Source organism: Ochrobactrum sp. SSR, assembly GCF_030067775.1.
GTDB lineage: Bacteria > Pseudomonadota > Alphaproteobacteria > Rhizobiales > Rhizobiaceae > Brucella > Brucella teleogrylli.
On record NZ_CP125969.1, the window covers coordinates 420,504 to 446,252 of the forward strand.

A 25,749-nucleotide genomic window follows, 5' to 3' on the forward strand; every position below is an offset into this window, starting at 1 on the left:
GAATTGCAGGTTTTTGGCGTGGGTTGAGTATGGCTCGATTATTTTTTGTTATCGCATTTTTATTTGGAGCTTTTGGCGCGCAGGCGCAGGAAAAGCAGCCGATGCGGCTGCCGGTGGATGCCGCGCCGCTGACCTTCATTACGGCCAAGGGCAATAAACTCCCCTTCGCACTGGAAGTGGCGGATTCTGACGATGCGCGTGTGCGCGGGCTGATGTGGCGCACCGATTTTCCCAAGGACCGCGCGATGATCTTCATCTTCGGTGAGATGCGCCGCGTCATGATGTGGATGCAGAACACCCCGCTGCCGCTCGACATGGTTTTCCTTGACGAGAAGGGCCGTGTCACGGCAATCCATGAAAATGCGGTGCCCTATTCGGAAGATATCATTTCATCCGAGGTTCCCGCAGCCTTTGTTGTCGAGCTTCTGGCCGGTACGGTAAAGCGCACGGGCATCAAGAAGGGCGACAGAGCTGTCCATCGCGTGATATGCGGCGCGTGTCGATCCTGAAATCGCGCCGAACACCGCCGACGGAACAATCATAAGGAATAAACAGTTGAGTGCCCTCGATATCGAATATTTCGACCATGACGGCTTGCGTCTTGCATATCGTCAGGATGGAGAAGGCGATCCGATCCTGCTGATCCACGGCTTTGCGTCGTCGAGCCTTGTCAATTGGGTTTCGCCCGGCTGGTTCCGGACTCTGACCGAGGCAGGCTATCGCGTTATCGCCATCGACGATCGCGGACATGGGTTTTCGGCCAAAAGCCACAACGCGGATGATTATACGCCGACCAAGATGGCAGGCGATGCAGCAGCGCTGCTCGATCATCTGGGCATCGAAAAGGCGCATGTGATGGGCTATTCGATGGGCGCGCGGATCACCGCTTTTCTGGCTATCGAGCATCCCGAGCGGGTTCACAGCGCAATCTTTGGCGGATTGGGCATCGGCATGGTCACCGGCGCTGGCGACTGGGAGCCGATCGGCGAGGCGCTTCTGGCCGAAGATCCGACGACGATCACCCATCCGCGCGGGCAGATGTTCCGCAAATTCGCCGACCAGACCAAGAGCGACCGCATCGCGCTGGCCGCCTGTGTGATCACCTCGAAGGAACTGGTTCCGGCGGAAGCCATTGCGCGCATCATGCAGCCGGTGCTGGTTGCCGTCGGCACGACCGACGACATTGCCGGTAATCCGCAGGAACTGGCGGATTTGCTGCCGAACGGTCAGGCGCTCGATATTCCGGGGCGCGACCACATGCTGGCTGTCGGCGACAAGGTCTACAAGAAGGCGGTTCTGGAGTTTCTCGCGGAAAATCCGCTCTGATCTTCCTTTGAGGCCTGTGTCAATTTCTGCGGTGTCAAGGCAAAGCATTTTCAGTTATGCTGCGCGCCGAACTCGTATTGCGGCGCGGAGCCATGCCGGAAATTCGGCTTTCGTCTGGCCTGCGCGGTGCAAAACCGGAGTATATCTATGTCTATTCGCTCAACTGCTAAAGTGAATGCCAGCCTTGGGCAAGTTGATCCAATCTGGCACTCGGTCCGCGCTGAAGCGGAGGAAGCCGCCAAGTCCGATCCCGTGCTTGGAGCCTTTCTTTACGCGACTATCCTTAATCAGCCGAGCCTTGAAGATGCGGTCATGCACCGCATCGCGGAACGCCTCGGTCATGCCGATTTGAGCGCCGATATTCTGCGCCAGACATTCGATGTGATGCTGGACGCCAATCCGGAATGGTCGCAGACTGTTCGCGTGGATATTCAGGCCGTTTACGACCGCGACCCGGCCTATAGCCGTTTCATGGACCCGATCCTCTACCTGAAAGGCTTTCATGCAATCCAGACGCACCGTCTGGCGCATTGGCTCTATCATCAGGGCCGCCGGGATTTTGCCTTTTATCTCCAGAGCCGTTCGTCTTCGATCTTCCAGACCGACATTCACCCGGCAGCGCAATTGGGCAGCGGGCTTTTCCTCGATCACGCGACCGGGCTGGTCGTCGGCGAGACCGCGGTGATCGAAGACAATGTGTCGATCCTGCATGGCGTCACGCTCGGCGGCACCGGCAAGTCGAGCGGTGATCGTCATCCCAAGATTCGCCATGGCGTTCTAATCGGCGCGGGCGCGAAGATTCTCGGCAATATCGAAGTGGGGCATTGCTCGAAGGTCGCGGCGGGTTCTGTCGTCGTCAAGCCTGTACCGAATAATGTCACGGTTGCCGGTGTTCCTGCCAAGATCATCGGTGATACGGGCTGCGCTGAACCGTCCCGCGTCATGGACCAGTTGCTGGGCGACGGCGTGCTGGGTGACGGCATTTAATCGCGCAAACGCCGAATGCACAGAATCCGGGCCGCTTGCTGGTTTTTCTCCGCGAGCGGCCTATATTTTGTCGAAAGCGGTGGTTAGGCGCTAAAACCCCGAGGGACTACTCCCCCAGGGGTTTACATCACAAAAGCCCGGGTGCAATAAACCGGCTTGAATTCAATATCAGGAGAAGCCGGTTGAAACCCGAAGAACTAAAAAAAAACTGGACGCCTATTTCAAACGGACCTTCAACAATCAGGGCCTTCAGGTGAAGGCGCGCCCGCGCAAGAACGACTCGGCCGAGCTTTATATTGACGACGAGTTTTTGGGCCTGATCTACAAGGATGAGGACGAAGGCGAACTGTCCTACAATTTCTCGATGGCTATTCTCGACGTCGATCTCTAAGGCGCGGCTTGGGAAAAATCGCGAGATTTTTCGAGAGTTGTCCATGATGATCCGTCACAGCCCGACGATCTGACGCCCTTTCCGCTTTGCGGAGAGGGCGTTTTGTTTAGTCATTCCCCAACAAGTGCCCGGTTGCGAACTGTCGCATGGCTTCATCGAGTGTTTTCCACTCGGCCAGCATATCGCGGGGAAAACGATAGAGAATCTGCAGCCCTTTTCCAAACTGGATATCGCGCTCGCAGGCGTTGAAATTTTCCGCTGATGCATCGCTCATGCAACGGGCGACGAAGGCCGGATTACCGCTTGCGATATCGGAGAGGACCAGTTCTTCTCCGGTATAACCACTGCCTTCCAGAAACCGGTGGACCATCAGTCCTCCCGGGAGAGATTCACCCTCCGGATCGATCAGCGCAGCATAGATCGGCAGATAGCGTCCGCTCATGTCGCGGGACATGGTGCGCTCTTCAATCGACATGAATAGCAATTGGCGCTTCGGCGTGAGCAGATTGAAGATTGCCCGGTCTGCTTCCGTATAGCCGGTCAGTCCGGGCCAGCGCGCGTAGAGATCGAGGCGCGTTGTCAGACCGTCCCGCCGCTGATTGGAAAAGCGGATCATATTGGCTGGCATTGACAGGACATTGTTGCCGATCAGCACTTTATAGAGATGCGTGCTGTCGGAATGGCCGCCGCGCGCGATCATTGGGCCAAGCAGGCGACCACCAATATTGATCGCAACGGAAGCCACAACAAGCACGACAACAACCAGCAAGATGCGGACGAAGAGCCGATTGCCATCTTTTGTCGTGGTAGTTTCGATTGCGCTGTCCATTGGCGGGAAGGCCATGCTGATGATATTGCAGCGATTATTGGTCTTTTATGGTTAACGGAGGGTGAAGCCGCGCTTGTCCCTCATCCAAAAAAAGCTTAGCTCTTTTCATAAAGACATTCTGATGGAGGAGCCCACATGCCGATATATGCTTATAACGGACACAAGCCGCAATTCGCAGACCGCGCCAGCAACTGGATTGCACCGGATGCGACACTGATCGGCAAGGTCGTCGTGGGCGAAAATGTGGGCTTCTGGTTCGGCGCCGTCCTGCGCGGCGATAATGAGGTGATTGCCATCGGCGACGACACCAATGTGCAGGAACTTTGCGTCATGCATACCGATATCGGCTATCCGCTGACGATTGGCGCGGGCTGCACCATCGGCCATCGGGCGATCCTGCATGGCTGCACCATCGGTGAGAACACCCTGATCGGCATGGGAGCCATTGTGCTCAATGGCGCGAAGATCGGCAAGAACTGCCTTATCGGAGCCGGGGCTCTGGTGACGGAGGGCAAGGAAATTCCGGACAACTCGCTGGTTGTCGGCTCGCCAGCGCGCGTTTTGCGTGGACTGGACGAGGTTGCGGTGGAAAAGCTGAAGCAATCCGCCAAGCATTATGTGGAGAAGGGGCATTCCTTCATGCGCGGCATGGAACCGGCCTGACGGTTTGATATTTAAAAAGGACGGGGCCAGAGGGAGACTGGCGACCCGTCCTTTGAACTTCATCGGTGTCTGATCAGTTTTTGATGCTGCCGACGAGAATGTCGCGGTCATCCTTGATCGAAACCCAACTGCCGCTGTTCGCGGTCGACTGACGCTTCAGGTAGGTGTAGTCGGTCTTGTTCCAGGCCAGAACGCGCTCATCGAGATTGTCGAGAATGAAATCGCCGCGGTCGGTGCGAAGCGTCAGGACGGCGTGGCCATCGCCATTCGGCTGGCGAACGACGGTGAACAGAAGCGTGTTGGCAGGAATGCCAAGCGCCATCAGTTCGCGCTGCTTTTCCAGCATGTAGTCGTCGCAGTCGCCGGCGGTTACCGGATATTCCCAATATTCTTCGCGACCCCAGACTTCCATGTCGGTGGCTGGCTTGATTCGCGTGTTCACGCTGTCATTGACGGCAATGATCTGCTGCCAGAGCTTCGGCGTCAGCTTGAGAGCATTGGTGTTGCGGCTGACGATCTTGCACTCAGCCGGGTAGCGCTCGCAAAATTCATAATGCCCGATTGGCTGCGAGGTGCGTTCGCCGGTGCTCATCCATGGCGATTTTGATGCCGGGTTCGCTGCTTGCGCCAGTCCGACGCCGAGCAGCAGAAGGATCGCTGCGATGATGGTTTGCTTGGTCATTCTTTTATCTCCCTGTTGGAGATCAAAATGACCGGGACAATTTGAAGGCGCGCAAATTTGAGCGCGAAAATGCGAGTCAAATTCGATTAAAACTGCGCGGAATATTGAAAGTTTTTGTAAAGAAAGCGGCCAATTCAGCCCGAAAACGCGGGTTTTCGCGATATTTTACTGTTTATACCCGCGCGGGCGGTTTGCCAATCCGTAACCTTGACGCGCGTTCATCTTTTCAGCCGTACAAAGTTTAGCTGAAAAGACTGTCGAGCGTCGTGCTGGTCTGGATTGTGGCGAACTCGATGGCGAAACCGTCTGCGAAATGGCGCACGACCCGTCCGCGGATCGGCCCAAGCAGGACGCCGCTCTTGATCGCCGGTTTGACATCGCATTCGATAGCCGCGCCCGAAAGCGACAAGTCGGCGATGCGGCAGAGCAATTGGGTGCCATCCGGGAAGGTGACATTCTGATGCGACTTGCGCGGAACGACACGCTCATGGCGGCGATCTTCCGGCAGCGAGAGTTCATGCCGATTGGCAAGCCATGTCAGCTGCGCCGAAAGCTTGTCCTTCTTGGTCGCGGTATTGGTGAGGAGAAGATGAAAGCCTTCCGCCGAAATCTGGTAGGCCGTACCTTCGATGCGCCCGACATGATCGATATAGGCAATGATACGCTCGCCATTACGCGGCGTGGCGATACCGGTCATCAAGGCAGTGCCGGGCGACATGCGCTTCAGGACACAAGGATACTCGTTGCGATTTTCGAGCATATAGCGACCGTTGAGATCAACGTTCACGGCATTGAAATTATCCTGCCGCCCGCTGTTTGCAGGTGATGCCGCCGCGAATCCCCTCATTGAAGCTGGCCCATCTCAGTCTTTCGCCAATAAGCTGTTATTTATATTATACTTAAAGCAGTTCGGCGCAAAAGAGAAACGCGATTTCAAGCTTTGCCGCCATTGATGACGCGCAGATGCGGCGCCTTGCGCATGGGTGGTGTTGCCAATCGGGTTTCCGTCCACTGACGGGTGCGATTCGATGCATTGACCGTAAAGATCGCCGCCTTTACCGCTTCGTCGGCAAGCGCCACATCCGGTGCAATCGGCTCGATGTGATTGAGATGGCCGAGCACCAGAGGGTCGGCACCCGCCCAGGTCACATTGTCCAGAACGGCGATGCTGCCCATCAGGCCCAAGCGACCGTTGCTCGCTTCTAAGGGCGCGAGCAGCATTTCAAAGCTGAGACTGCGGCCCGAAAGGCTGATTCCATCATGCAGGCTAAGTGCGGGGATCTGCATTGCGCTGACATTCTGCGCCAGTTCGCTGAGGGCAGGGCGGTCGCGCTCCGGCCACAGGGATAAAAGGCGCACACCTTTCAACTCGCGACCGAACAGGGTGCAGATTCGTGTACCGCCAAGACGAAAGACAAGTTCGCCATTTTCATCGGCTTCTACGAAAAAAGATCGGACAAATGCCGTCCAAGCCGACGCGGTTCGATATCGGTCCGCTGCGGCGCTTGAAAGCCGTGCTCCAGATCGTCATTGCGATCAAAGGCCAGTCGCTGCCATTCGCTGAATATCGCGATCGTGCTGCGGTGTTTCATCGTGCGCCGTTCGTTTGATTCTGGGTGAATTGGGACTGTTGATCGATTTCGAAGCGCCGTGGCTCCGTCTCACGACCATTAAAATAGTATTAACGGCGCGGATGCCAGCTTAACCCTTTCTTCATCCACGGCGCTCAGCTGTTAAGGTTAACGGCAAGTAACTGTTGCAATGGCAAGAGCACAGGCGTTTGATGAACACATCAGATGAAGCCGTTGTCTTGATTTGTGTTTTTCTGAGATCCAGTCGTTAATTTTGCGGATCTCGCTGGTTCGCATCAGGGCCGGTGGTTGACCTCCACTGGCCTTTATTTTTAACGATTTCTATCTTATCAAATGTTGGTTTCGCCACGGGAACGGTCCGAGCGGGCCGATTTTCGTTTCCGGGCCTCATTGGCCCCATCGCGGTTTCGCAATCTGGAAAGCAGTGTTCATGGTCCTTCCGCAACCGGAAATGCAGGATAATCGCGGTCGTTCCGGCGGAAGTGAGCCGATCTTCAATATTCCAGGCGTGGTGATCGCGCTGATCGGCATCTGCGTGGCGGTCTATGTTTATGAGAACTACCTGATCAGCGAGCAGCAGAACTATGAGTTCATGCTGAACTTCTCACTGATCCCGGCGCGGTTCTCAATGGCTGGCGGTTTTTCTGACCCGGCAGGCCTGTTCACTTTGATCAGCTATTCCTTCATGCATGGCGGTATCGAGCATATCGTGGTCAATATGATCTGGCTCGCCGCCTTCGGCTCTCCGCTCGCCGGGCGAATCGGAACCGCGCGCATGATCATTTTCTGGATTTTCACGGCGATCATCGCCGGATTGACCCATTACGCGATTTATCCGGATAGCGTGACGCCGCTGGTTGGAGCATCGGGCGCGATTTCCGGCATGATGGGTGCTTCGGCGCGCTATGGGTTCAGGCGCGTGAATGCTGGACGACGCGCGGAATTTGCCGGTCCTGTGCTGCCGGTCGGCTTAACGCTGACGCTGAAACCGGTCATCACCTTCGTTGGCGTCTGGTTCGTGATCAATATCATCACCGGCATTTACACGACCGGCGGGGCTGATCTGTCGGGCATCGCCTGGGAAGCACATATTGGCGGTTTTATCGCCGGTTTCTTCGGGATTTCGCTGCTGGATCGTCCGCGCAGCTATGACGCGGTTCTAAGGCGTTAGAAGAGTTACCTCCCAGTTTTATGGTACTTGCTAATCGGGCAATCAAAGCGCACCATCATGGAACGCGGCGGGAGGAGCTGCGTTCTGTTTTCAGGTGTTTGAGCGCCTGAAACAGCGAATGCTAAATCTTTGGAGGGACTTGGCATGACAGTAAGATCGATTCTCGAACATAAGGGCAGAGACGTTGTCGTCATCGCACCTGCCGACACGCTTTCCCACGCCGTCGCCATGTTGAACCAACACAAGATCGGCGCTCTGGTGGTTTGCGACGAGGCCGGTCATATCAAAGGCATTCTTTCCGAACGCGACGTGGTCCGGGCGCTGTCCCTCAAGGAAAGCGGCGCGATGGCCATGCCGGTTGCCGAGGTCATGACCGCAAAAGTGCAGGTCTGCCGGGAACATCACACGATCAATCAGGTCATGGAAATCATGACGCGTAGCCGTTTCAGACATATGCCGGTTGAAGAACACGGCAAGCTTGTCGGAATCATCTCCATCGGTGACGTCGTGAAACGGCAGATCGAAGATGTGGAACGCGAAGCCGAAGAAATTCGCACCTATATTGCGACCGCTTGAATCAGTTCGTTCGCAAACTCCATGCGCCGGTCGGGATTGCCGATACGGCGCATGAAAACCGAATCAACGATTGCGCAGATAACGCTCCGCCGCATAAAGCGAAATCGCTGCGGCGTTTGAGACGTTCAGCGATTTGATTTCGCCGGGCATGTCGAGGCGGGCAAGCGCGGTCACTGTTTCCCGCGTCTTCTGGCGCAGGCCTTTGCCTTCCGCGCCGAGAACCAGTGCGATTCGTCCACCGGCAAGCGCTGCTTCCATTTCCTGCGGGCCTTCCGAGATCAAGGCCGATGGTCTGGAAACCCAGAGCGTGTAGCTCTTCAATCGCTTCGGCGAGGTTTCTGACCTCAATATGTGGAATCATTTCCAGCGCGCCGGAGGCAGCCTTGGCCAGAACGCCAGTTTCCTGCGGACTGTGGCGGCTGGTTGTGATCAGCGCACCCGCGCCAAAAGCCACAGCAGAGCGCATGATGGCGCCGACATTATGCGGATCGGTTACCTGATCGAGCACCAGCAAAAGCGGGCTTTCCCGCAATTCAGAGAGTTTCTTGGCGCGCAGCGGCTCGGCTTCGATCATCACGCCCTGATGCACGGCGTCGGAACCGGTTTCCTTGTCGATATCCTTCGGGTCGACAATCTCGACCGGGAAGGGGAGCAGATCGGCTTCTCCGATTTCAAGCCGCGCAAAACCATTGCGCGTCGCGCGCATACGCAGAATCCTGCGGGCAGGGTTTTCAACGGCTGCGCGCACCGTATGCAGCCCGTAAAGGCGCACGGTGCCATCCGCGACGGCGCTGGCTGAAATAGACGGGCGCTGTGGTCTGTGCGGTGCCTTGCCTTCTGCGAGGGCCTTCTGGTCGCGATGCTGGCGGCGCAGGCGCGCATAATGTGTATCTTTAGGGGTGCGGGGCGTGTTTTGATCGGTCATGGCGCGCTTATAACTCTTATAGGAGAGGGAAGATAGCTGTTTGCCCTGTAAATGCTATCAGGCTGTTATGGCTGCCTATTAAGAGGCGAAAGCCCGCATATCCCGATTTTTCCGCATGTCGGAATGCATGGGCGAGCCCGGTCTTCCGGAATGCTTTGGCCAAACTGTGGATAGGCATGCATTCTTTTCGCTTTTACCCTGTTGACAGGGGAAGCGCTTATCGTCATAAGGCCCCCCGTGGAGCGACGGCGCGGCCAACAGCCAACCGACTGCTTCACGAAAATGCCTAGTTACTCGACTCTGCTGATAGTGATATTAGGAGGAATGCCCGAGCGGTTAAAGGGGACGGACTGTAAATCCGTTGGCTAAGCCTACGTTGGTTCAAATCCAACTTCCTCCACCACTGTCGGATCAGAGTTTAGAGTATGCGGGTATAGCTCAATGGTAGAGCAGCAGCCTTCCAAGCTGAATACACGGGTTCGATTCCCGTTACCCGCTCCAGTTTTCAAGAGCGGATAGGCGTGTAAGGAATCATCGACGGGCGGTTCGCCGTTCCGTTTTGGCATAAATGCTGGCCCCGAAGCCGATCGGCTTTTGCGCTGGCGCTTGAGCGGTTCTAGAACGAAGAGAACAACGGCGATGGCTAAGAGCAAATTCGAACGTACGAAGCCCCACGTTAACATCGGCACCATCGGTCACGTTGACCATGGCAAGACCTCGCTGACTGCAGCGATCACGAAGTTCTTCGGTGAATTCAAGGCGTATGACCAGATCGACGCTGCACCGGAAGAACGCGCCCGCGGTATCACGATCTCGACGGCTCACGTTGAGTACGAAACTGCCAACCGTCACTACGCACACGTCGATTGCCCAGGCCACGCTGACTATGTGAAGAACATGATCACCGGCGCTGCACAGATGGACGGCGCGATCCTGGTTGTTTCGGCAGCTGACGGCCCGATGCCGCAGACCCGTGAGCACATCCTGCTCGCTCGTCAGGTTGGCGTTCCGGCAATCGTTGTGTTCCTGAACAAGTGCGACCAGGTTGACGACGCAGAACTGCTCGAACTGGTTGAACTGGAAGTGCGCGAACTTCTCTCGAAGTACGACTTCCCGGGCGACGAAGTTCCGATCATCAAGGGCTCGGCTCTTGCAGCTCTCGAAGATTCCTCGAAGGAACTCGGCGAAGACGCAATCCGCAACCTGATGGACGCTGTCGACAACTACATCCCGACCCCGGAACGTCCGGTTGACCAGCCGTTCCTGATGCCGATCGAAGACGTGTTCTCGATCTCGGGTCGCGGTACGGTTGTGACGGGTCGCGTTGAGCGCGGTATCGTCAAGGTCGGCGAAGAAGTTGAAATCGTCGGCATTAAGGCAACCTCGAAGACGACGGTTACCGGCGTTGAAATGTTCCGCAAGCTGCTCGATCAGGGCCAGGCTGGCGACAACATCGGTGCACTGGTTCGCGGCGTTGGCCGTGACGACGTTGAACGCGGTCAGGTTCTCTGCAAGCCGGGTTCGGTCAAGCCGCACACCAAGTTCAAGGCAGAAGCTTACATTCTGACCAAGGACGAAGGTGGTCGTCATACGCCGTTCTTCACCAACTACCGCCCGCAGTTCTACTTCCGTACGACTGACGTGACCGGTATTGTGACCCTGCCGGAAGGCACGGAAATGGTTATGCCTGGCGACAACGTTACCGTTGACGTTTCGCTGATCGTCCCGATCGCCATGGAAGAGAAGCTCCGCTTCGCTATCCGTGAAGGTGGCCGCACCGTCGGTGCAGGCATCGTCGCTTCGATCATCGAGTAATGAATTATCATTGATCGGCGGTTCGCCGCCGGTCATTATGACGCCTAGCGTCATATAGGGGTATAGCTCAGTTGGTAGAGCGACGGTCTCCAAAACCGTAGGTCGCGGGTTCGAGCCCTGCTGCCCCTGCCATTTTTGATACGGGTGTATGCGGCTTGACTGCATGCGCCCGTTTTCTATATAAAGAAAAGTCTGGCGGCGTTTGCGCTGCCTTAACTTTTTCAGTTTTGTTCGTGTCGAGCGCTTTATGAGCGGTCCATGACATTGCTGGAAAACGATAATTCCCTGGCGGATATGTTGGCCGGGCAGGGAAGGCCGTAATCACACGATTGAATGGTGTGATAGAGCGGTGTGTGCAAGGGTCGGGTTTCCGACAAGCCTGTATGGTATTCTTTTAACCTTTGGGCTTGTGTTTTGTGGGAATCGATTCTATGTAACGTCAACAGACACGCGGTGCGTGGGGCTGATAATTCAGCTTTGCGCGCCGTATACGCGTGGGTTCCGGCTTCTGATTCGCTGATTGATATGATTGGCAGTTCAAAGTTTGGAGGTCGCGCTCGATCAATGACAGAGCGGCAGATGGCATCCAAAACGAATCCGATCACCTTTCTTCAGCAGGTCCGCGCCGAAACGGCAAAGGTAACCTGGCCGACCCGGCGTGAAACGGTCATCTCCACTATTATGGTGGTGATTATGGCGTTTCTGGCTGCTGCGTTCTTTTTCCTTGCCGACCAGCTTATGGCCTATGGCGTAGAATTTATTCTCGGCCTTGGTCGATAAGTCAGGATTGGGGAGTTTTTAGATGACGGCGCGCTGGTACATCGTTCACGCCTATTCAAATTTCGAAAAGAAGGTAGCTGAGGATATCGAAGCCAAAGCTGCGCAGAAGGGTCTGTCCAATCTGATTGAACAGATCGTTGTGCCGACCGAAAAGATCGTTGAAGTGCGCCGCGGCCGCAAGGTCGATGCCGAGCGCAAGTTTTTCCCGGGTTACGTGCTCGTGCGTGCCACGCTGACCGACGCTGTCTTTTCGCTGATCAAGAATACGCCGCGCGTCACCGGTTTCCTCGGTGACTCCAAACCGGTCCCGGTTTCCCAGAAGGAAGTCGATCAGATTCTGAACCAGGTTCAGGATGGCGTTGATCGTCCGAAGACTTCGGTCTCCTTCGAAATCGGTGAGCAGGTTCGCGTTTCCGATGGTCCGTTTGCATCGTTCAACGGTATCGTTCAGGAAGTCGACGAAGAGCGCGCGCGTCTCAAGGTCGAAGTTTCCATCTTTGGGCGCGCGACGCCTGTGGATCTGGAATACGGTCAGGTCGATAAGCTCTGATCGTTTGCCCATAAGGGCATTTCACTCCGGAGCGAGATCCTGAATTGAGCCTGAGGGCATAAGCGGGATCAAAATTCCAACCGGAGTGGAAGTGGTGGAAGGGAAGGTGGCTTAGCCGGTCGTCGATCTCCGCACCACCGAACTGCCCGCCAGTCCGACATTTGTCTGGTTGGCGTCAGTCGAAAGCCGGGTTTCCCGGCGTCAATCGAGAAGCCGGTTTTCCGGCATTGTAAAAAAGGCAGAAAGTAATGGCTAAGAAAATTGCAGGCCAGCTCAAGCTGCAGGTAGCAGCCGGTGCGGCCAATCCGTCGCCTCCGATCGGCCCGGCTCTGGGTCAGCGCGGCATCAACATCATGGAATTCTGCAAGGCGTTCAACGCTGCCTCGCAGGAAATGGAAAAGGGTTCGCCGATTCCAGTCGTGATTACCTATTACCAGGACAAGTCTTTCACTTTTGTGATGAAGACCCCTCCGGTGACCTACTTCCTCAAGAAGGCCGCTAACCTGAAGTCCGGTTCGAAGACCCCGGGCAAGGCAAGCGCCGGCACGATCTCCCGCGACAAGGTTCGCACGATCGCTGAAGCGAAGATGAAAGATCTGAACGCCGCTGACATTGAAGCAGCGATGCGCATGATCGAAGGTTCTGCCCGTTCGATGGGCCTGGAAGTGGTGGGCTGAGACGATGGCGAAGATTTCCAAGCGCATTAACAAGATCCGCGAAGGCGTTGATCGTAACAAGCTGTACGATCTGTCGGCTGCTATCGGTCTCGTCAAGGAACGTGCTGTCGCAAAGTTCGATGAAACCATCGAAATCGCGATGAACCTCGGCGTTGATCCGCGTCACGCTGACCAGATGGTTCGCGGCGTTGTCAACCTGCCGAACGGCACTGGCCGTACGGTTCGCGTTGCTGTTTTCGCACGTGGCGACAAGGCTGAAGAAGCCAAGAAGGCTGGCGCCGACATCGTCGGTGCGGAAGAACTGTTCGAAATCGTCAATGGCGGCAAGATCGATTTCGATCGCTGCATTGCAACCCCGGACATGATGCCGCTCGTCGGTCGTCTCGGTAAGGTGCTCGGCCCGCGTGGCATGATGCCGAACCCGAAGGTTGGCACCGTCACCACTGACGTTGCTGCTGCTGTTGCTGCTTCCAAGGGCGGTGCAGTCGAATTCCGCGTCGAAAAGGCTGGTATCATCCATGCCGGTATCGGCAAGGTTTCGTTCGACTCGCAGAAGCTCGAAGAAAACATCAAGGCTTTCGCTGACGCCGTCATCAAGGCAAAGCCGTCGGCTGCCAAGGGCGAATACGTCAAGCGCGTTTCGCTTTCCTCGACCATGGGCGTTGGCGTCAAGGTCGATCCGGCAACCGTCAAGGTCGTCGCTTAATTTATCTGGGCTCCGGTTCGCCGGAGCCTAAGCCTTTCCTTCGGGGGAGGTGAAACGGTGGCACGCCGGGGATGCGAAGGCAGACCGAAGTGCAAGAATTCCGGATCGCAAGATCCGGATAGCCGGACGAAAGTCCGGTTATCCTGTCCGAGATTGCAGGCGGATCATCATCTTCGGGTGATAATCCTTAAACATACGGCCTGCATGAGACGTGGAATAACCCTGTTTCGCACGAATGTGCATGCAAGGTTTGAACCGTAGTTGCCTTTGAGTGATGCCTGGTTTCCAGGATAGCTGAAGGGGACAGGATCCTCGAGCGCCGGACCAACTGTGAAGTTTGTTCGGCAAAGGCAACCGGCAGGGCCATGTGGTCCTGCCTACTGGAGAGAGACAGTGGATAGAGCGGAAAAACGCGAATTTGTCTCGTGGCTGAACGGCGCTTTTAAAGAGTCCGGTTCGGTCGTCGTGGCCCACTATACCGGTCTCACCGTTGCGCAGATGAGCGATCTTCGCTCGAAGATGCGTGATGCAGGTGGGTCCGTTAAAGTCGCGAAAAACCGCCTTGCCAAAATCGCTCTTCAGGGCACGGAATCGGAAGGCATTTCTGATCTGTTTACAGGTCAGACGGTTGTTGCTTATGCAAACGACCCGATTGCTGCTCCGAAAGTAGCCGTCGAATTCGCCAAGGCTAACGACAAGCTCGTTATCCTCGGTGGTGCAATGGGTGCAACGACGCTTAACGCCGATGGCGTCAAGTCGCTTGCTTCGCTCCCATCGCTCGACGAACTGCGCGCAAAGCTGGTTGGAATGATCCAGACCCCGGCTCAGCGTCTCGCAGTACTTACCAGCGCACCAGCGGGCCAGATCGCTCGCGTTATTGGCGCGCACGCCCGGAAGAACGAGGCGGCGTAAGGCCGTTTTTCGCTGTCAATTGTTCAAACCTTGAAACTAAGGAAATACCAAAATGGCTGATCTCGCAAAGATCGTTGACGACCTGTCGGCACTGACCGTTCTCGAAGCTGCTGAGCTTTCGAAGCTTCTCGAAGAGAAGTGGGGCGTTTCGGCTGCTGCTCCTGTAGCAGTTGCTGCTGCTGGTGGCGCTGCTCCGGCTGCTGCTGCTGAAGAAAAGACCGAATTCGACGTCGTTCTCGCTGACGGCGGCGCTAACAAGATCAACGTGATCAAGGAAGTGCGCGCAATCACCGGTCTCGGCCTCAAGGAAGCCAAGGACCTGGTCGAAGGCGCTCCGAAGGCTGTCAAGGAAGGCGCTTCGAAGGACGAAGCTGAGAAGATCAAGGCACAGCTCGAAGCTGCTGGCGCCAAGGTCGAACTCAAGTAAGTTCGGACTATTCTGGCGGATGGTTTCCATCCGCCAGTTTCCGCCCGTGAAACGGTGGATCGACTGACTGGAAACCCTTTTTCTGAACGCCAGAACGGCTTTCAGAAAACGGGTTTTAGCCCGATAGAGCGCCACGCGTCGGTACGACGCGTAAAGGCCGCTCTAATTTGAGAGTTTGCGCATGATCCTTTCTTCAAATCTATCCGATTTGAAGGGTTATGCGCTTGAAGGACCGCCGAAAGGCGGCGCACGATAAAGGCCGCAAGGCGTGAGCAAGCCGCAAGGCTATAGAACGAGGAGCGACGATGGCTCAGACCCATTCATTCAATGGTCGCAAGCGCGTACGCAAATTTTTCGGCAAGATCCCAGAGGTCGCCGAGATGCCGAACCTTATCGAGGTTCAGAAGGCATCTTACGACCAGTTCCTAATGGTTGAAGAACCATCCGGTGGGCGTCCTGACGAGGGTTTGCAGGCGGTTTTCAAGTCTGTTTTCCCTATCCAGGATTTCTCCGGCGCTTCCATGCTCGAATTCGTCCGTTACGAATTCGATCCACCGAAGTTCGACGTTGACGAATGCCGTCAGCGCGACCTGACCTATTCCGCGCCGCTCAAGGTGACGCTGCGTCTTATCGTATTCGATATTGACGAAGATACCGGCGCGAAGTCCATCAAGGACATCAAGGAGCAGGACGTGTACATGGGCGATATGCCGCTCATGACCGACAACGGCACCTTCATCGTCAACGGTACGGAGCGCGTGATCGTTTCGCAGATGCACCGTTCGCCGGGCGTCTTCTTCGATCATGACAAGGGCAAGACCCATTCTTCGGGCAAGCTCCTGTTCGCTGCTCGCGTCATTCCTTACCGTGGTTCCTGGCTCGACATCGAGTTCGATTCCAAGGACATCGTCTACGCGCGTATCGACCGTCGCCGCAAGCTGCCGGCAACGACGCTGCTCATGGCGCTCGGCATGGACGGCGAAGAGATTCTGTCGACCTTCTACAAGACCGTCACCTATTCGCGTGATGGCGACAACTGGCGCATTCCGTATTCGGCCGAACGCTTCAAGGGCATGAAGATCATTTCTGATCTCATCGACGCGGATACGGGCGAAGTTGTTCTGGAAGCCGGCAAGAAGCTCACGGCCCGTTCGGCCAAGCAGCTCGCTGAAAAGGGTCTGAAGGCCATCAAGGCCACTGAAGACGACCTGTTCGGCGCTTATCTGGCGGAAGACGTCGTCAATTACGCAACCGGCGAGATCTATCTCGAAGCTGGCGACGAAATCGACGAGAAGGTCCTCAAGACGCTGCTCGACACCGGTGAAACCGAGATCAACATCCTGGACATCGATCATATCAACATCGGCGGTTACATCCGTAACACGCTGGCTGTCGATAAGAACGAAAGCCGTCAGGATGCACTGTTCGACATCTATCGCGTGATGCGTCCGGGCGAACCGCCTACGATGGATTCCGCCGAAGCGATGTTCAACTCGCTGTTCTTCGATGCAGAACGTTACGACCTTTCGGCCGTCGGTCGCGTCAAGATGAACATGCGTCTGGACCTTGATGCGGAAGACACCGTGCGCGTGCTGCGCAAGGAAGACATCCTGGCCGTGGTCAAGATGCTGGTCGAACTGCGTGACGGTCGTGGCGAAATCGACGACATCGACAATCTCGGCAACCGCCGCGTGCGTTCGGTCGGCGAGCTGATGGAAAATCAGTACCGCGTCGGTCTGCTCCGCATGGAGCGCGCGATCAAGGAACGTATGTCCTCGATCGAAATCGACACGGTCATGCCGCAGGATCTCATCAACGCGAAGCCCGCAGCGGCTGCCGTTCGTGAATTCTTCGGTTCGTCGCAGCTGTCGCAGTTCATGGATCAGACCAATCCGCTTTCGGAAATCACCCACAAGCGCCGTCTTTCGGCTCTTGGACCGGGCGGTTTGACCCGTGAGCGCGCTGGCTTCGAAGTCCGCGACGTGCATCCGACCCACTATGGCCGTATCTGCCCGATTGAAACGCCGGAAGGCCCGAATATTGGTCTGATCAACTCGCTTGCAACCTTTGCCCGCGTCAACAAGTACGGCTTCATCGAGAGCCCGTACCGTAAGGTGATCGACGGCAAGGTAACGAACGACGTTGTCTATCTGTCGGCCATGGAAGAAGCCAAGCACTCGGTTGCCCAGGCAAACGTGGAGCTGGACGAGCAGGGCGGTTTTGTTGACGAATTCGTCATCTGCCGTCATGCCGGCGAAGTGATGATGGCCCCACGTGAAAACGTGGACCTGATGGACGTTTCGCCGAAGCAGCTCGTTTCGGTTGCAGCAGCGCTCATTCCGTTCCTTGAAAACGACGACGCCAACCGTGCTCTCATGGGCTCGAACATGCAGCGTCAGGCTGTGCCGCTCGTTCGCGCTGAAGCGCCGTTCGTCGGTACGGGTATGGAACCGATTGTGGCTCGCGACTCTGGTGCAGCAATTGCAGCGCGTCGTGGCGGTATTGTCGATCAGGTCGATGCGACCCGTATCGTTATCCGCGCTACGGAAGATCTCGATCCGTCCAAGTCGGGCGTCGATATCTATCGTCTGCAGAAGTTCCAGCGTTCGAACCAGTCGACCTGTATCAACCAGCGTCCGCTCGTTCGCGTCGGCGATCCGATCGGCAAGGGCGACATCATCGCTGACGGTCCGTCGACCGATCTCGGCGATCTGGCTCTCGGCCGTAACGTGCTCGTCGCGTTCATGCCGTGGAATGGTTACAACTACGAAGATTCGATCCTTCTCTCGGAAAAGATCGTTTCGGACGACGTGTTCACCTCGATCCATATCGAGGAATTCGAAGTTGCCGCCCGTGACACCAAGCTTGGACCTGAGGAAATCACCCGCGATATTCCGAACGTTTCGGAAGAAGCGCTGAAGAACCTCGACGAAGCCGGTATCGTCTACATCGGTGCTGAAGTGCATCCTGGCGACATTCTTGTCGGCAAGATCACGCCGAAGGGCGAAAGCCCGATGACGCCGGAAGAAAAGCTTCTGCGCGCCATCTTCGGTGAAAAGGCGTCCGACGTTCGTGACACCTCCATGCGTATGCCGCCCGGAACCTACGGTACGGTTGTGGAAGTTCGCGTTTTCAATCGCCACGGCGTTGAAAAGGACGAACGCGCCATGGCTATCGAGCGCGAGGAAATCGAGCGTCTCGCCAAGGACCGTGACGACGAACAGGCTATCCTGGACCGTAACGTCTATGGCCGTCTGGCCGACATGATCGATGGCAAGGTTGCCGCTGCCGGCCCGAAGGGCTTCAAGAAGGGCACGACGATCAGCCGCGAGCTCATGACCGAGTATCCGCGTTCGCAGTGGTGGCAGTTTGCCGTTGAAGACGAAAAGCTTCAGGGCGAGTTGGAAGCGCTGCGTGGCCAGTACGACGAGATCCAAGAAGCTGCTCGAAGCACGCTTCATGGACAAGGTCGAAAAGGTACAGCGCGGCGACGAGATGCCTCCAGGCGTCATGAAGATGGTCAAGGTCTTTGTCGCTGTGAAGCGCAAGATCCAGCCAGGCGACAAGATGGCTGGCCGTCACGGCAACAAGGGCGTGGTTTCGCGCATTCTGCCAGTCGAGGACATGCCGTTCCTCGAAGATGGTACGCATGCCGACATCGTGTTGAACCCGCTTGGCGTTCCGAGCCGTATGAATGTGGGCCAGATTCTGGAAACCCACCTCGGCTGGGCATGCGCTGGCATGGGCAAGAAGATCGGTGAGCTTCTCGACGTTTACCGCAAGACGGCCAATATTGAGCCGCTGCGCGAGACGCTGGAGCACATCTATCCGGACAACGACCGCAACGAACCGATCCGGTCTTATGACAACGATTCCGTTGTCATGCTGGCTAATCAGGTGAAGCGCGGCGTGTCGATCGCAACCCCGGTCTTCGACGGTGCCGTCGAAGCCGACATCAATGCGATGCTGACGGATGCCGGTCTTGCGACCTCGGGTCAGTCGACGCTTTACGATGGACGTACGGGTGAGCCGTTCGACCGTCAGGTGACCATGGGCTACATCTATATGTTGAAGCTCCACCACCTGGTCGACGACAAGATCCACGCACGTTCGATCGGACCTTACTCGCTCGTTACGCAGCAGCCTCTGGGCGGCAAGGCCCAGTTCGGTGGCCAGCGCTTCGGCGAAATGGAGGTCTGGGCACTGGAAGCATATGGTGCGGCTTACACGCTGCAGGAAATGCTTACGGTCAAGTCGGACGACGTGGCAGGCCGTACCAAGGTCTACGAAGCCATCGTGCGCGGAGACGACACGTTCGAAGCGGGCATTCCAGAGAGCTTCAACGTTCTCGTCAAGGAAATGCGCTCGCTCGGCCTCAATGTCGAACTCGACGACACGCGTGATGCTGAACAGCCGGCCCTGCCGGACGCTGCAGAGTAAAAATATCGAGGCGCGCCATGGTCTTGCCGTGGCGCGCTCGTATATTCGTTTCATCAGAGTGGTTTTCTGAGCCGCTGGAGGGAACGAGACTACGGCAAGCCAGTTCAAAAACTGAGTAGTACCGCGATTTCTTTTCCAGATGGCAGGGATTTTCAGCCTGTCATCGACGACACACAGGGCGGCGGATCGCCCTTAAGGAGAACGGCATGAACCAAGAGGTCATGAATCTTTTCAATCCTCAGGCTCCAGCGCAAACGTTCGATTCCATCAGAATCTCGATCGCCAGCCCTGAGAAGATTCTGTCCTGGTCATACGGCGAGATCAAGAAGCCGGAGACGATCAACTACCGCACGTTCAAGCCAGAACGCGATGGTCTCTTCTGCGCGCGCATCTTCGGCCCGATCAAGGACTATGAATGCTTGTGCGGCAAGTACAAGCGTATGAAATACAAAGGCATCATCTGCGAAAAATGCGGTGTGGAAGTCACGCTCTCTCGCGTTCGTCGCGAGCGTATGGGCCATATCGAACTCGCAGCTCCGGTTGCTCACATCTGGTTTTTGAAGTCGCTGCCGAGCCGTATCGGCACGCTGCTGGACATGACGCTCAAGGATATCGAGCGCGTCCTGTATTTCGAAAACTACATCGTGACCGAACCGGGCCTGACCTCGCTGAAGGAGCATCAGCTTCTTTCGGAAGAGGAATACATGATCGCCGTCGATGAATTCGGCGAAGATCAGTTCACGGCTCTTATTGGTGCAGAAGCTATCTACGAGCTTCTGGCTTCGATGGAACTCGAAAAGATTGCCGCCGATCTGCGCGTCGATCTGGCCGAGACCACCTCGGACCTGAAGCAGAAGAAGCTGATGAAGCGTCTGAAGATCGTCGAAAACTTTCTGGAGTCGGGAAACCGTCCGGAATGGATGATCATGAAGATCGTGCCGGTCATCCCGCCGGATCTGCGTCCGCTCGTGCCGCTGGACGGCGGTCGTTTCGCGACGTCGGATCTGAACGATCTGTACCGCCGCGTCATCAACCGTAACAACCGTCTGAAGCGTCTGATCGAACTGCGCGCACCGGGCATCATCATCCGTAACGAAAAGCGCATGCTGCAGGAAGCTGTGGACGCGCTGTTCGACAACGGTCGTCGTGGCCGCGTGATTACGGGCGCCAATAAGCGTCCGCTGAAGTCGCTGTCCGACATGCTCAAGGGCAAGCAGGGTCGCTTCCGTCAGAACCTGCTCGGCAAGCGCGTCGACTATTCTGGCCGTTCGGTTATCGTGACCGGTCCAGAACTGAAGCTGCACCAGTGCGGTCTGCCGAAGAAGATGGCGCTCGAACTGTTCAAGCCGTTCATCTACGCTCGCCTTGACGCCAAGGGCTATTCGTCCACCGTCAAGCAGGCGAAGAAGCTGGTTGAAAAGGAACGTCCGGAAGTCTGGGATATCCTTGACGAAGTGATCCGTGAGCATCCGGTTCTTTTGAACCGCGCTCCGACGCTGCACCGTCTCGGCATCCAGGCCTTCGAACCCACTCTGATCGAAGGCAAGGCAATCCAGCTGCATCCGCTCGTTTGTACGGCTTTCAACGCCGACTTCGACGGTGACCAGATGGCTGTTCACGTGCCGCTGTCGCTTGAAGCCCAGCTTGAAGCACGCGTGCTGATGATGTCGACCAACAACATCCTGCACCCGGCCAACGGCGCGCCGATCATCGTTCCTTCGCAGGACATGGTTCTCGGCCTCTATTATCTGTCCATCGTGGCAGACAAGGAGCCGGGCGAGGGCATGATGTTTGCCGATATGGGCGAACTTCAGCACGCTCTGGAAACCAAGGTCGTCACGCTGCACACCAAGATCAAGGGTCGTTTCAAGACGGTCGATGCCGAAGGCAAGCCTGTGTCGAAGATTTACGACACGACGCCTGGCCGCATGATCACGGGTGAACTGCTGCCGAAGAACGCCAATGTGCCGTTCGATATCTGCAATCAGGAGATGACCAAGAAGAACATCTCCAAGATGATCGACCACGTCTACCGCCATTGCGGTCAGAAAGAGACGGTTATCTTCTGCGATCGCATCATGCAGCTCGGCTTTGCCCATGCCTGCCGTGCGGGTATCTCGTTCGGTAAGGATGACATGGTCATTCCGGACACCAAGGCGAAGATCGTTGCGGACACCGAAGCGCTCACGACCGAATACGAACAGCAGTACAATGACGGCCTGATCACTCAGGGCGAAAAGTACAACAAGGTCGTCGACGCCTGGGGCAAGGCAACCGATAAGATCACCGAAGAGATGATGGCGCGCCTGAAGGCCGTCGAATTCGATCCGGTGACCGGTCGCCAGAAGCAGATGAACTCGGTCTACATGATGTCGCATTCGGGTGCCCGTGGTTCGGTCAACCAGATGCGTCAGCTTGGCGGTATGCGCGGCCTGATGGCCAAGCCGTCAGGTGAAATCATCGAAACCCCGATCATCTCGAACTTCAAGGAAGGCCTTACCGTTAACGAGTACTTCAACTCGACCCACGGTGCCCGTAAGGGTCTGGCAGACACCGCCTTGAAGACGGCTAACTCGGGCTACCTGACCCGTCGTCTCGTTGACGTTGCACAGGATGCGATCATTTCGGAAGTCGATTGCGGCGCCGAAATCGGTCTCACCATGCAGCCGATCGTCGATGCCGGCCAGATCGTGGCTTCGATTGGTCAGCGCGTTCTGGGCCGAACGGCTCTTGATCCGATCCTGCATCCGGCAACCGGCGAAGTCATCGTCGAAGCTGGCCGCATGATCGAGGAAAAGGACGTCGAGATCATCGAGAAGGCTGGTATCCAGTCGATCCGCATCCGTTCGGCACTGACCTGCGAAACCCGTAACGGCGTTTGCGCCAAGTGCTACGGTCGCGACCTCGCACGCGGTACTCCGGTCAACCAGGGCGAAGCTGTCGGCGTTATCGCCGCTCAGTCGATTGGCGAGCCGGGCACCCAGCTCACCATGCGTACCTTCCACTTGGGCGGCACGGCACAGGTTGTCGACTCGTCCTATCTGGAAGCTTCGTATGAAGGCACCGTCAAGCTGCGCAACCGCAATGTGGTTCGCAACTCCGATGGCAACCTCGTAGTGATGGGCCGTAACATGGCTGTGCTGATCCTCGACAACACGGGCAAGGAACGTGCGGTCCATCGCGTGACCTACGGTTCGCGTCTGTTCGTTGACGAGGCCGACACGGTCAAGCGCGGTCAGCGTATTGCCGAGTGGGATCCGTATACCCGTCCGATCATGACCGAAGTTGAAGGCTACGTTGAGTTCGAAGATCTCGTCGATGGTCTTTCGGTTTCGGAATCGGCTGACGAGTCGACCGGTATCACCAAGCGCGTCGTTATCGACTGGCGTTCGACCCCGCGCGGTTCGGATCTCAAGCCTGCCATGGTCATCAAGGACAAGGCCGGCAAGATCCTCAAGCTGTCGAAGGGTGGTGATGCCCGCTTCATGCTCTCGGTGGAATCGATCCTTTCGGTCGAACCGGGCGCGCATGTGAAGGCTGGTGACGTTATCGCCCGTCTGCCGATGGAAAGCGCCAAGACCAAGGACATCACCGGTGGTCTGCCGCGCGTTGCCGAACTGTTCGAAGCACGTCGTCCGAAGGACCATGCCGTCATCGCAGAGATCGATGGTACTGTTCGTTTCGGTCGCGACTACAAGAACAAGCGTCGCATCATCATCGAGCCGAACGACGACACGGTCGAGCCGGTCGAGTACCTCATTCCGAAGGGCAAGCCGTTCCATCTTCAGGACGGTGACGTCATCGAAAAGGGTGAGTACATCCTCGACGGCAACCCGGCACCGCATGACATTCTGGCGATCAAGGGCGTCGAAGCTCTGGCTTCGTACCTCGTGAACGAAATCCAGGAAGTCTATCGTTTGCAGGGCGTTTTGATCAACGACAAGCACATCGAAGTGATTGTCCGTCAGATGCTGCAGAAGGTCGAGATCACCGAATCCGGCGATACCGGTTACATCACCGGCGATCACGTGGATCGTATCGAACTCGACGAGATCAACGAACGTCTGGTCGAAGAAGGCAAGAAGCCGGGTTACGGCAATCCTGTCCTCCTCGGCATCACCAAGGCTTCGTTGCAGACTCCGTCCTTCATCTCGGCTGCGTCGTTCCAGGAAACGACCCGCGTGCTTACCGAAGCTGCGGTTGCCGGCAAGATGGACACGCTGCAGGGGCTCAAGGAAAACGTCATCGTCGGCCGTCTTATCCCGGCCGGTACTGGCGGCATGACCAACCAGATCCGTCGTATCGCGACAGCTCGCGACGAGCTGATCATCGACGAGCGCCGCAAGTCTTCCGGTTCGTCGGAAGCCAATGCGATGCTGGTGGACATGACCAACAACGCTGCCGAGTAATCGGTAGATACAAAACTGAAAAGGCCGCCCTTCGAGGCGGCCTTTTTGTTTGTCCCTTTGAGCAGGAGATGGGGCGCTATGAAAGCAAAAGAAAAAGGCGCATCCGGTTTTCGGAATGCGCCTTGTTCACGGAAGCATTTTCCGCGGAGTGCTTCGCACCCGTACCGGAAACGCTTTCGCTAAATCTTACTCTTCTTCTTCGTCGTCGCCGTCAAATTCGATCAGCGCGACTTCACCGCTCAGAGCGGTTGCCCATGCACTTTTGTGCGGCTCTTCAGCAGGCTCTTCGGTGAGGGTGCCCATCTCAAGAAGTTCGGCTTCATGATAACCTTCCTCAGCGAGAATGCCGAGAACGGTCTGAACCAGATCTTCGTCTTCGTCCGCCTTCAAGAGCAGATGCACTTCGACGGGGGATTCTTCACCCTCGTTCCAGACGTCGGCGATGACCAGGTGGACGGTTGGCGAATCGTCGCCGGTGGATGCAGTGGTGGAAGACATTGAGAATCTCTTAATATTGGGTTGCGTTTCGACTCGGATGTGTTTCAATAACGGCTCACGGGCGCCAACACCATGGTGCCACGTGAAAATGACGGTTTTGATCGCGAAATAAGTGCGATTTCGCGCCGATTACAGCGCAATAACCTGTCCGGCGAAGGCCGAAACGCCGGTTTCCTGCCCTTTGGCGAAGAAACTTGGCCCAACTCCCTTGACGAAACGTCGCTAAAGACGTATCAGCAGCCCATCTGAGCCGATGTGAGGCAGGCTTGTTCGGGACGACGCGTCCTGAAGTTCGTCTCAAACAGGGTTCGTTTTACGATCGAAATGCAATTTGCCGTTCGCATGAAGCGTCAGCTTCCTCTGCTTTTGTTCGGGGTGGTCACCGGTTGTCGTGACTTGTCCCGAATTCGTGCATCAGCATGGCGGTGAAACGGCCCATATGGGCGTGGATACGAGATTTTTTATAGAGGAAGGTTGTATGCCAACCGTAAACCAGCTTATCCGCAAGCCGCGCATTGCGCCGGTAAAGCGCAATAAGGTTCCTGCACTGCAGGCAAACCCTCAAAAGCGCGGCGTTTGCACCCGCGTGTATACGACGACCCCGAAGAAGCCGAACTCGGCTCTCCGTAAGGTTGCCAAGGTTCGTCTGACGAACGGCTTCGAAGTTATCGGTTATATCCCTGGTGAAGGGCATAACCTGCAGGAGCACTCGGTCGTCATGATCCGCGGCGGTCGTGTAAAGGACTTGCCGGGTGTGCGTTACCACATCATCCGCGGCGTTCTCGATACCCAGGGTGTCAAGAACCGCAAGCAGCGCCGTTCGAAGTACGGTGCAAAGCGTCCGAAGTAAGATTTTCCGGGGATACCGGCCGCCAGAAGGCGAGCTGAGCCCGATGTAATTGAAAGAAGAGACGAAATGTCCAGACGCCATAAGGCTGAGAAGCGTGAGATTAATCCGGATCCAAAGTTCGGCGATCTCGTTATCACGAAGTTTATGAATGCAGTCATGCTGCATGGCAAGAAGTCGGTTGCTGAAAGCATCGTTTACGGTGCGCTCGATTCAATCGAAGCCAAGGCGAAGTCCGAGCCGGTCGCGCTGTTCCATCAGGCGCTCGACAACGTAGCTCCGCACATCGAAGTCCGTTCGCGCCGCGTTGGTGGTGCAACCTATCAGGTTCCGGTCGATGTGCGTCCAGAACGCCGCCAGGCGCTTGCCATCCGTTGGCTCATTAATGCTGCTCGTGGCCGTAACGAGACGACAATGATTGATCGTCTGTCCGGTGAGCTGCTTGATGCTGCTAACAACCGTGGTTCTGCTGTGAAGAAGCGTGAAGACACGCATCGCATGGCTGAAGCCAACCGCGCCTTCTCGCATTACCGCTGGTAATCGTCG

The 25,749-nt window shown here is 56.5% G+C and carries 21 protein-coding genes, 3 tRNA genes and 4 pseudogenes; 22 read left to right on the plus strand and 6 right to left on the minus strand.

The window, feature by feature from the left end:
* The first annotated feature begins 29 nt into the window (after nt 1-29).
* The 4 genes and pseudogenes from QLQ11_RS01935 (at nt 30) to QLQ11_RS01950 (ending at nt 2,704) form a co-directional block, all read left to right on the plus strand.
* Entirely contained in the window at nt 30-509 is a 480-nt protein-coding gene (locus QLQ11_RS01935; RefSeq protein ID WP_109369247.1) for a DUF192 domain-containing protein, read from the plus strand.
* A gap of 46 nt (nt 510-555) precedes the next feature.
* Nucleotides 556-1,326, plus strand: a complete 771-nt coding sequence (locus QLQ11_RS01940; RefSeq protein WP_109369246.1) for an alpha/beta fold hydrolase — start codon at nt 556-558, stop codon at nt 1,324-1,326.
* Nucleotides 1,327-1,473: 147 nt separating this feature from the next.
* Entirely contained in the window at nt 1,474-2,313 is an 840-nt protein-coding gene (cysE, locus tag QLQ11_RS01945) for a serine O-acetyltransferase (protein ID WP_109369245.1), read from the plus strand.
* Nucleotides 2,314-2,495: 182 nt separating this feature from the next.
* Nucleotides 2,496-2,704, plus strand: a pseudogene (locus QLQ11_RS01950) (DUF3126 family protein).
* Nucleotides 2,705-2,810: 106 nt separating this feature from the next.
* Here QLQ11_RS01950 and QLQ11_RS01955 read toward each other — a convergent pair.
* Nucleotides 2,811-3,533: a hypothetical protein gene (locus tag QLQ11_RS01955; protein WP_109370253.1), complete on the minus strand. Its 723-nt coding sequence runs from the start codon at nt 3,531-3,533 to the stop codon at nt 2,811-2,813.
* A gap of 135 nt (nt 3,534-3,668) precedes the next feature.
* Between QLQ11_RS01955 and QLQ11_RS01960 the strand changes: the two genes are divergently transcribed.
* Nucleotides 3,669-4,196 (plus strand): gamma carbonic anhydrase family protein, encoded by a 528-nt coding sequence (locus QLQ11_RS01960; RefSeq protein ID WP_109369244.1) that lies wholly within the window; start codon nt 3,669-3,671, stop codon nt 4,194-4,196.
* A gap of 73 nt (nt 4,197-4,269) precedes the next feature.
* Here the strand turns inward: QLQ11_RS01960 and QLQ11_RS01965 are convergent, their stop codons facing one another.
* From QLQ11_RS01965 to QLQ11_RS01975, 3 genes and pseudogenes are all read right to left on the minus strand, one after another.
* Entirely contained in the window at nt 4,270-4,878 is a 609-nt protein-coding gene (locus tag QLQ11_RS01965; protein WP_109369243.1) for a transglutaminase-like cysteine peptidase, read from the minus strand.
* Nucleotides 4,879-5,119: 241 nt separating this feature from the next.
* Complete coding sequence (locus QLQ11_RS01970) at nt 5,120-5,725, minus strand: PilZ domain-containing protein (protein ID WP_109369242.1); 606 nt, start codon at nt 5,723-5,725, stop codon at nt 5,120-5,122.
* An 86-nt stretch (nt 5,726-5,811) separates the two neighbouring features.
* A pseudogene (locus QLQ11_RS01975) lies at nt 5,812-6,470 on the minus strand (PAS domain-containing protein).
* Nucleotides 6,471-6,900: 430 nt separating this feature from the next.
* Between QLQ11_RS01975 and QLQ11_RS01980 the strand changes: the two are divergent.
* Nucleotides 6,901-7,641 (plus strand): rhomboid family intramembrane serine protease, encoded by a 741-nt coding sequence (locus QLQ11_RS01980; RefSeq protein WP_109369240.1) that lies wholly within the window; start codon nt 6,901-6,903, stop codon nt 7,639-7,641.
* Between the two features lie 144 nt (nt 7,642-7,785).
* Nucleotides 7,786-8,217, plus strand: a complete 432-nt coding sequence (locus QLQ11_RS01985; RefSeq protein ID WP_371835896.1) for a CBS domain-containing protein — start codon at nt 7,786-7,788, stop codon at nt 8,215-8,217.
* A gap of 63 nt (nt 8,218-8,280) precedes the next feature.
* Here QLQ11_RS01985 and rlmB read toward each other — a convergent pair.
* Nucleotides 8,281-9,142 (minus strand): annotated as a pseudogene (gene rlmB / locus QLQ11_RS01990) (23S rRNA (guanosine(2251)-2'-O)-methyltransferase RlmB).
* Nucleotides 9,143-9,460: 318 nt separating this feature from the next.
* Here rlmB and QLQ11_RS01995 point away from each other — a divergent pair.
* From QLQ11_RS01995 to rpoC, 12 genes and pseudogenes are all read left to right on the plus strand, one after another.
* Nucleotides 9,461-9,545, plus strand: a tRNA-Tyr gene (locus tag QLQ11_RS01995).
* A gap of 24 nt (nt 9,546-9,569) precedes the next feature.
* Nucleotides 9,570-9,643: transfer RNA gene (locus QLQ11_RS02000), tRNA-Gly, on the plus strand.
* 138 nt (nt 9,644-9,781) lie between these two features.
* On the plus strand, nt 9,782-10,957 hold the full coding sequence (gene tuf, locus QLQ11_RS02005) for an elongation factor Tu (protein ID WP_109369229.1): 1,176 nt from the start codon (nt 9,782-9,784) through the stop codon (nt 10,955-10,957).
* Between the two features lie 56 nt (nt 10,958-11,013).
* Nucleotides 11,014-11,089 (plus strand) — tRNA-Trp (locus QLQ11_RS02010).
* Between the two features lie 447 nt (nt 11,090-11,536).
* On the plus strand, nt 11,537-11,737 hold the full coding sequence (gene secE / locus QLQ11_RS02015; RefSeq protein WP_109370252.1) for a preprotein translocase subunit SecE: 201 nt from the start codon (nt 11,537-11,539) through the stop codon (nt 11,735-11,737).
* A gap of 22 nt (nt 11,738-11,759) precedes the next feature.
* Entirely contained in the window at nt 11,760-12,287 is a 528-nt protein-coding gene (gene nusG / locus QLQ11_RS02020) for a transcription termination/antitermination protein NusG (RefSeq protein ID WP_109369237.1), read from the plus strand.
* Nucleotides 12,288-12,535: 248 nt separating this feature from the next.
* Nucleotides 12,536-12,964 carry a 50S ribosomal protein L11 gene (rplK, locus tag QLQ11_RS02025; RefSeq protein WP_010659903.1) on the plus strand — a complete coding sequence of 143 codons (429 nt, stop codon included), beginning with the start codon at nt 12,536-12,538 and terminating at the stop codon, nt 12,962-12,964.
* A gap of 4 nt (nt 12,965-12,968) precedes the next feature.
* Nucleotides 12,969-13,670: a 50S ribosomal protein L1 gene (rplA, locus tag QLQ11_RS02030; RefSeq protein WP_109369236.1), complete on the plus strand. Its 702-nt coding sequence runs from the start codon at nt 12,969-12,971 to the stop codon at nt 13,668-13,670.
* A gap of 393 nt (nt 13,671-14,063) precedes the next feature.
* Nucleotides 14,064-14,582, plus strand: coding sequence for a 50S ribosomal protein L10 (gene rplJ / locus QLQ11_RS02035; protein ID WP_010659905.1), 519 nt, complete (start codon nt 14,064-14,066; stop codon nt 14,580-14,582).
* Nucleotides 14,583-14,634: 52 nt separating this feature from the next.
* Nucleotides 14,635-15,009, plus strand: coding sequence for a 50S ribosomal protein L7/L12 (gene rplL / locus QLQ11_RS02040; RefSeq protein WP_010659906.1), 375 nt, complete (start codon nt 14,635-14,637; stop codon nt 15,007-15,009).
* Between the two features lie 305 nt (nt 15,010-15,314).
* Nucleotides 15,315-19,449 (plus strand): annotated as a pseudogene (gene rpoB / locus QLQ11_RS02045) (DNA-directed RNA polymerase subunit beta).
* 206 nt (nt 19,450-19,655) lie between these two features.
* Nucleotides 19,656-23,858, plus strand: coding sequence for a DNA-directed RNA polymerase subunit beta' (rpoC, locus tag QLQ11_RS02050; protein ID WP_109369233.1), 4,203 nt, complete (start codon nt 19,656-19,658; stop codon nt 23,856-23,858).
* 186 nt (nt 23,859-24,044) lie between these two features.
* Here rpoC and QLQ11_RS02055 read toward each other — a convergent pair whose 3' ends face one another.
* Entirely contained in the window at nt 24,045-24,356 is a 312-nt protein-coding gene (locus tag QLQ11_RS02055) for a hypothetical protein (RefSeq protein ID WP_109369232.1), read from the minus strand.
* Between the two features lie 72 nt (nt 24,357-24,428).
* Between QLQ11_RS02055 and QLQ11_RS02060 the strand changes: the two genes are divergently transcribed.
* The 3 genes from QLQ11_RS02060 to rpsG all read left to right on the plus strand — a co-directional run bounded on the left by QLQ11_RS02060 (nt 24,429) and on the right by rpsG (nt 25,743).
* Nucleotides 24,429-24,605: a hypothetical protein gene (locus QLQ11_RS02060; RefSeq protein ID WP_167836016.1), complete on the plus strand. Its 177-nt coding sequence runs from the start codon at nt 24,429-24,431 to the stop codon at nt 24,603-24,605.
* A gap of 229 nt (nt 24,606-24,834) precedes the next feature.
* Nucleotides 24,835-25,206 (plus strand): 30S ribosomal protein S12, encoded by a 372-nt coding sequence (gene rpsL / locus QLQ11_RS02065; RefSeq protein WP_006471111.1) that lies wholly within the window; start codon nt 24,835-24,837, stop codon nt 25,204-25,206.
* A 66-nt stretch (nt 25,207-25,272) separates the two neighbouring features.
* Nucleotides 25,273-25,743 carry a 30S ribosomal protein S7 gene (gene rpsG, locus QLQ11_RS02070; RefSeq protein ID WP_109369231.1) on the plus strand — a complete coding sequence of 157 codons (471 nt, stop codon included), beginning with the start codon at nt 25,273-25,275 and terminating at the stop codon, nt 25,741-25,743.
* Nucleotides 25,744-25,749 lie beyond the last annotated feature (6 nt).

Bases quoted from the DNA above. Each gene is read 5' to 3' on its own strand.
- QLQ11_RS01960 (WP_109369244.1), top strand. From the start codon at position 3,669: ATGCCGATATATGCTTATAACGGACACAAGCCGCAATTCGCAGACCGC.
- QLQ11_RS02055 (WP_109369232.1), bottom strand. From the start codon at position 24,356: ATGTCTTCCACCACTGCATCCACCGGCGACGATTCGCCAACCGTCCAC.
- cysE (WP_109369245.1), top strand. From the start codon at position 1,474: ATGTCTATTCGCTCAACTGCTAAAGTGAATGCCAGCCTTGGGCAAGTT.
- QLQ11_RS01980 (WP_109369240.1), top strand. From the start codon at position 6,901: ATGGTCCTTCCGCAACCGGAAATGCAGGATAATCGCGGTCGTTCCGGC.
- QLQ11_RS01985 (WP_371835896.1), top strand. From the start codon at position 7,786: ATGACAGTAAGATCGATTCTCGAACATAAGGGCAGAGACGTTGTCGTC.
- QLQ11_RS01965 (WP_109369243.1), bottom strand. From the start codon at position 4,878: ATGACCAAGCAAACCATCATCGCAGCGATCCTTCTGCTGCTCGGCGTC.
- secE (WP_109370252.1), top strand. From the start codon at position 11,537: ATGGCATCCAAAACGAATCCGATCACCTTTCTTCAGCAGGTCCGCGCC.
- rpoC (WP_109369233.1), top strand. From the start codon at position 19,656: ATGAACCAAGAGGTCATGAATCTTTTCAATCCTCAGGCTCCAGCGCAA.
- rplA (WP_109369236.1), top strand. From the start codon at position 12,969: ATGGCGAAGATTTCCAAGCGCATTAACAAGATCCGCGAAGGCGTTGAT.
- QLQ11_RS01955 (WP_109370253.1), bottom strand. From the start codon at position 3,533: ATGGACAGCGCAATCGAAACTACCACGACAAAAGATGGCAATCGGCTC.
- QLQ11_RS01935 (WP_109369247.1), top strand. From the start codon at position 30: ATGGCTCGATTATTTTTTGTTATCGCATTTTTATTTGGAGCTTTTGGC.
- rplK (WP_010659903.1), top strand. From the start codon at position 12,536: ATGGCTAAGAAAATTGCAGGCCAGCTCAAGCTGCAGGTAGCAGCCGGT.
- rpsL (WP_006471111.1), top strand. From the start codon at position 24,835: ATGCCAACCGTAAACCAGCTTATCCGCAAGCCGCGCATTGCGCCGGTA.
- tuf (WP_109369229.1), top strand. From the start codon at position 9,782: ATGGCTAAGAGCAAATTCGAACGTACGAAGCCCCACGTTAACATCGGC.
- QLQ11_RS02060 (WP_167836016.1), top strand. From the start codon at position 24,429: ATGGTGCCACGTGAAAATGACGGTTTTGATCGCGAAATAAGTGCGATT.
- QLQ11_RS01970 (WP_109369242.1), bottom strand. From the start codon at position 5,725: ATGAGGGGATTCGCGGCGGCATCACCTGCAAACAGCGGGCGGCAGGAT.
- rplL (WP_010659906.1), top strand. From the start codon at position 14,635: ATGGCTGATCTCGCAAAGATCGTTGACGACCTGTCGGCACTGACCGTT.
- nusG (WP_109369237.1), top strand. From the start codon at position 11,760: ATGACGGCGCGCTGGTACATCGTTCACGCCTATTCAAATTTCGAAAAG.
- rpsG (WP_109369231.1), top strand. From the start codon at position 25,273: ATGTCCAGACGCCATAAGGCTGAGAAGCGTGAGATTAATCCGGATCCA.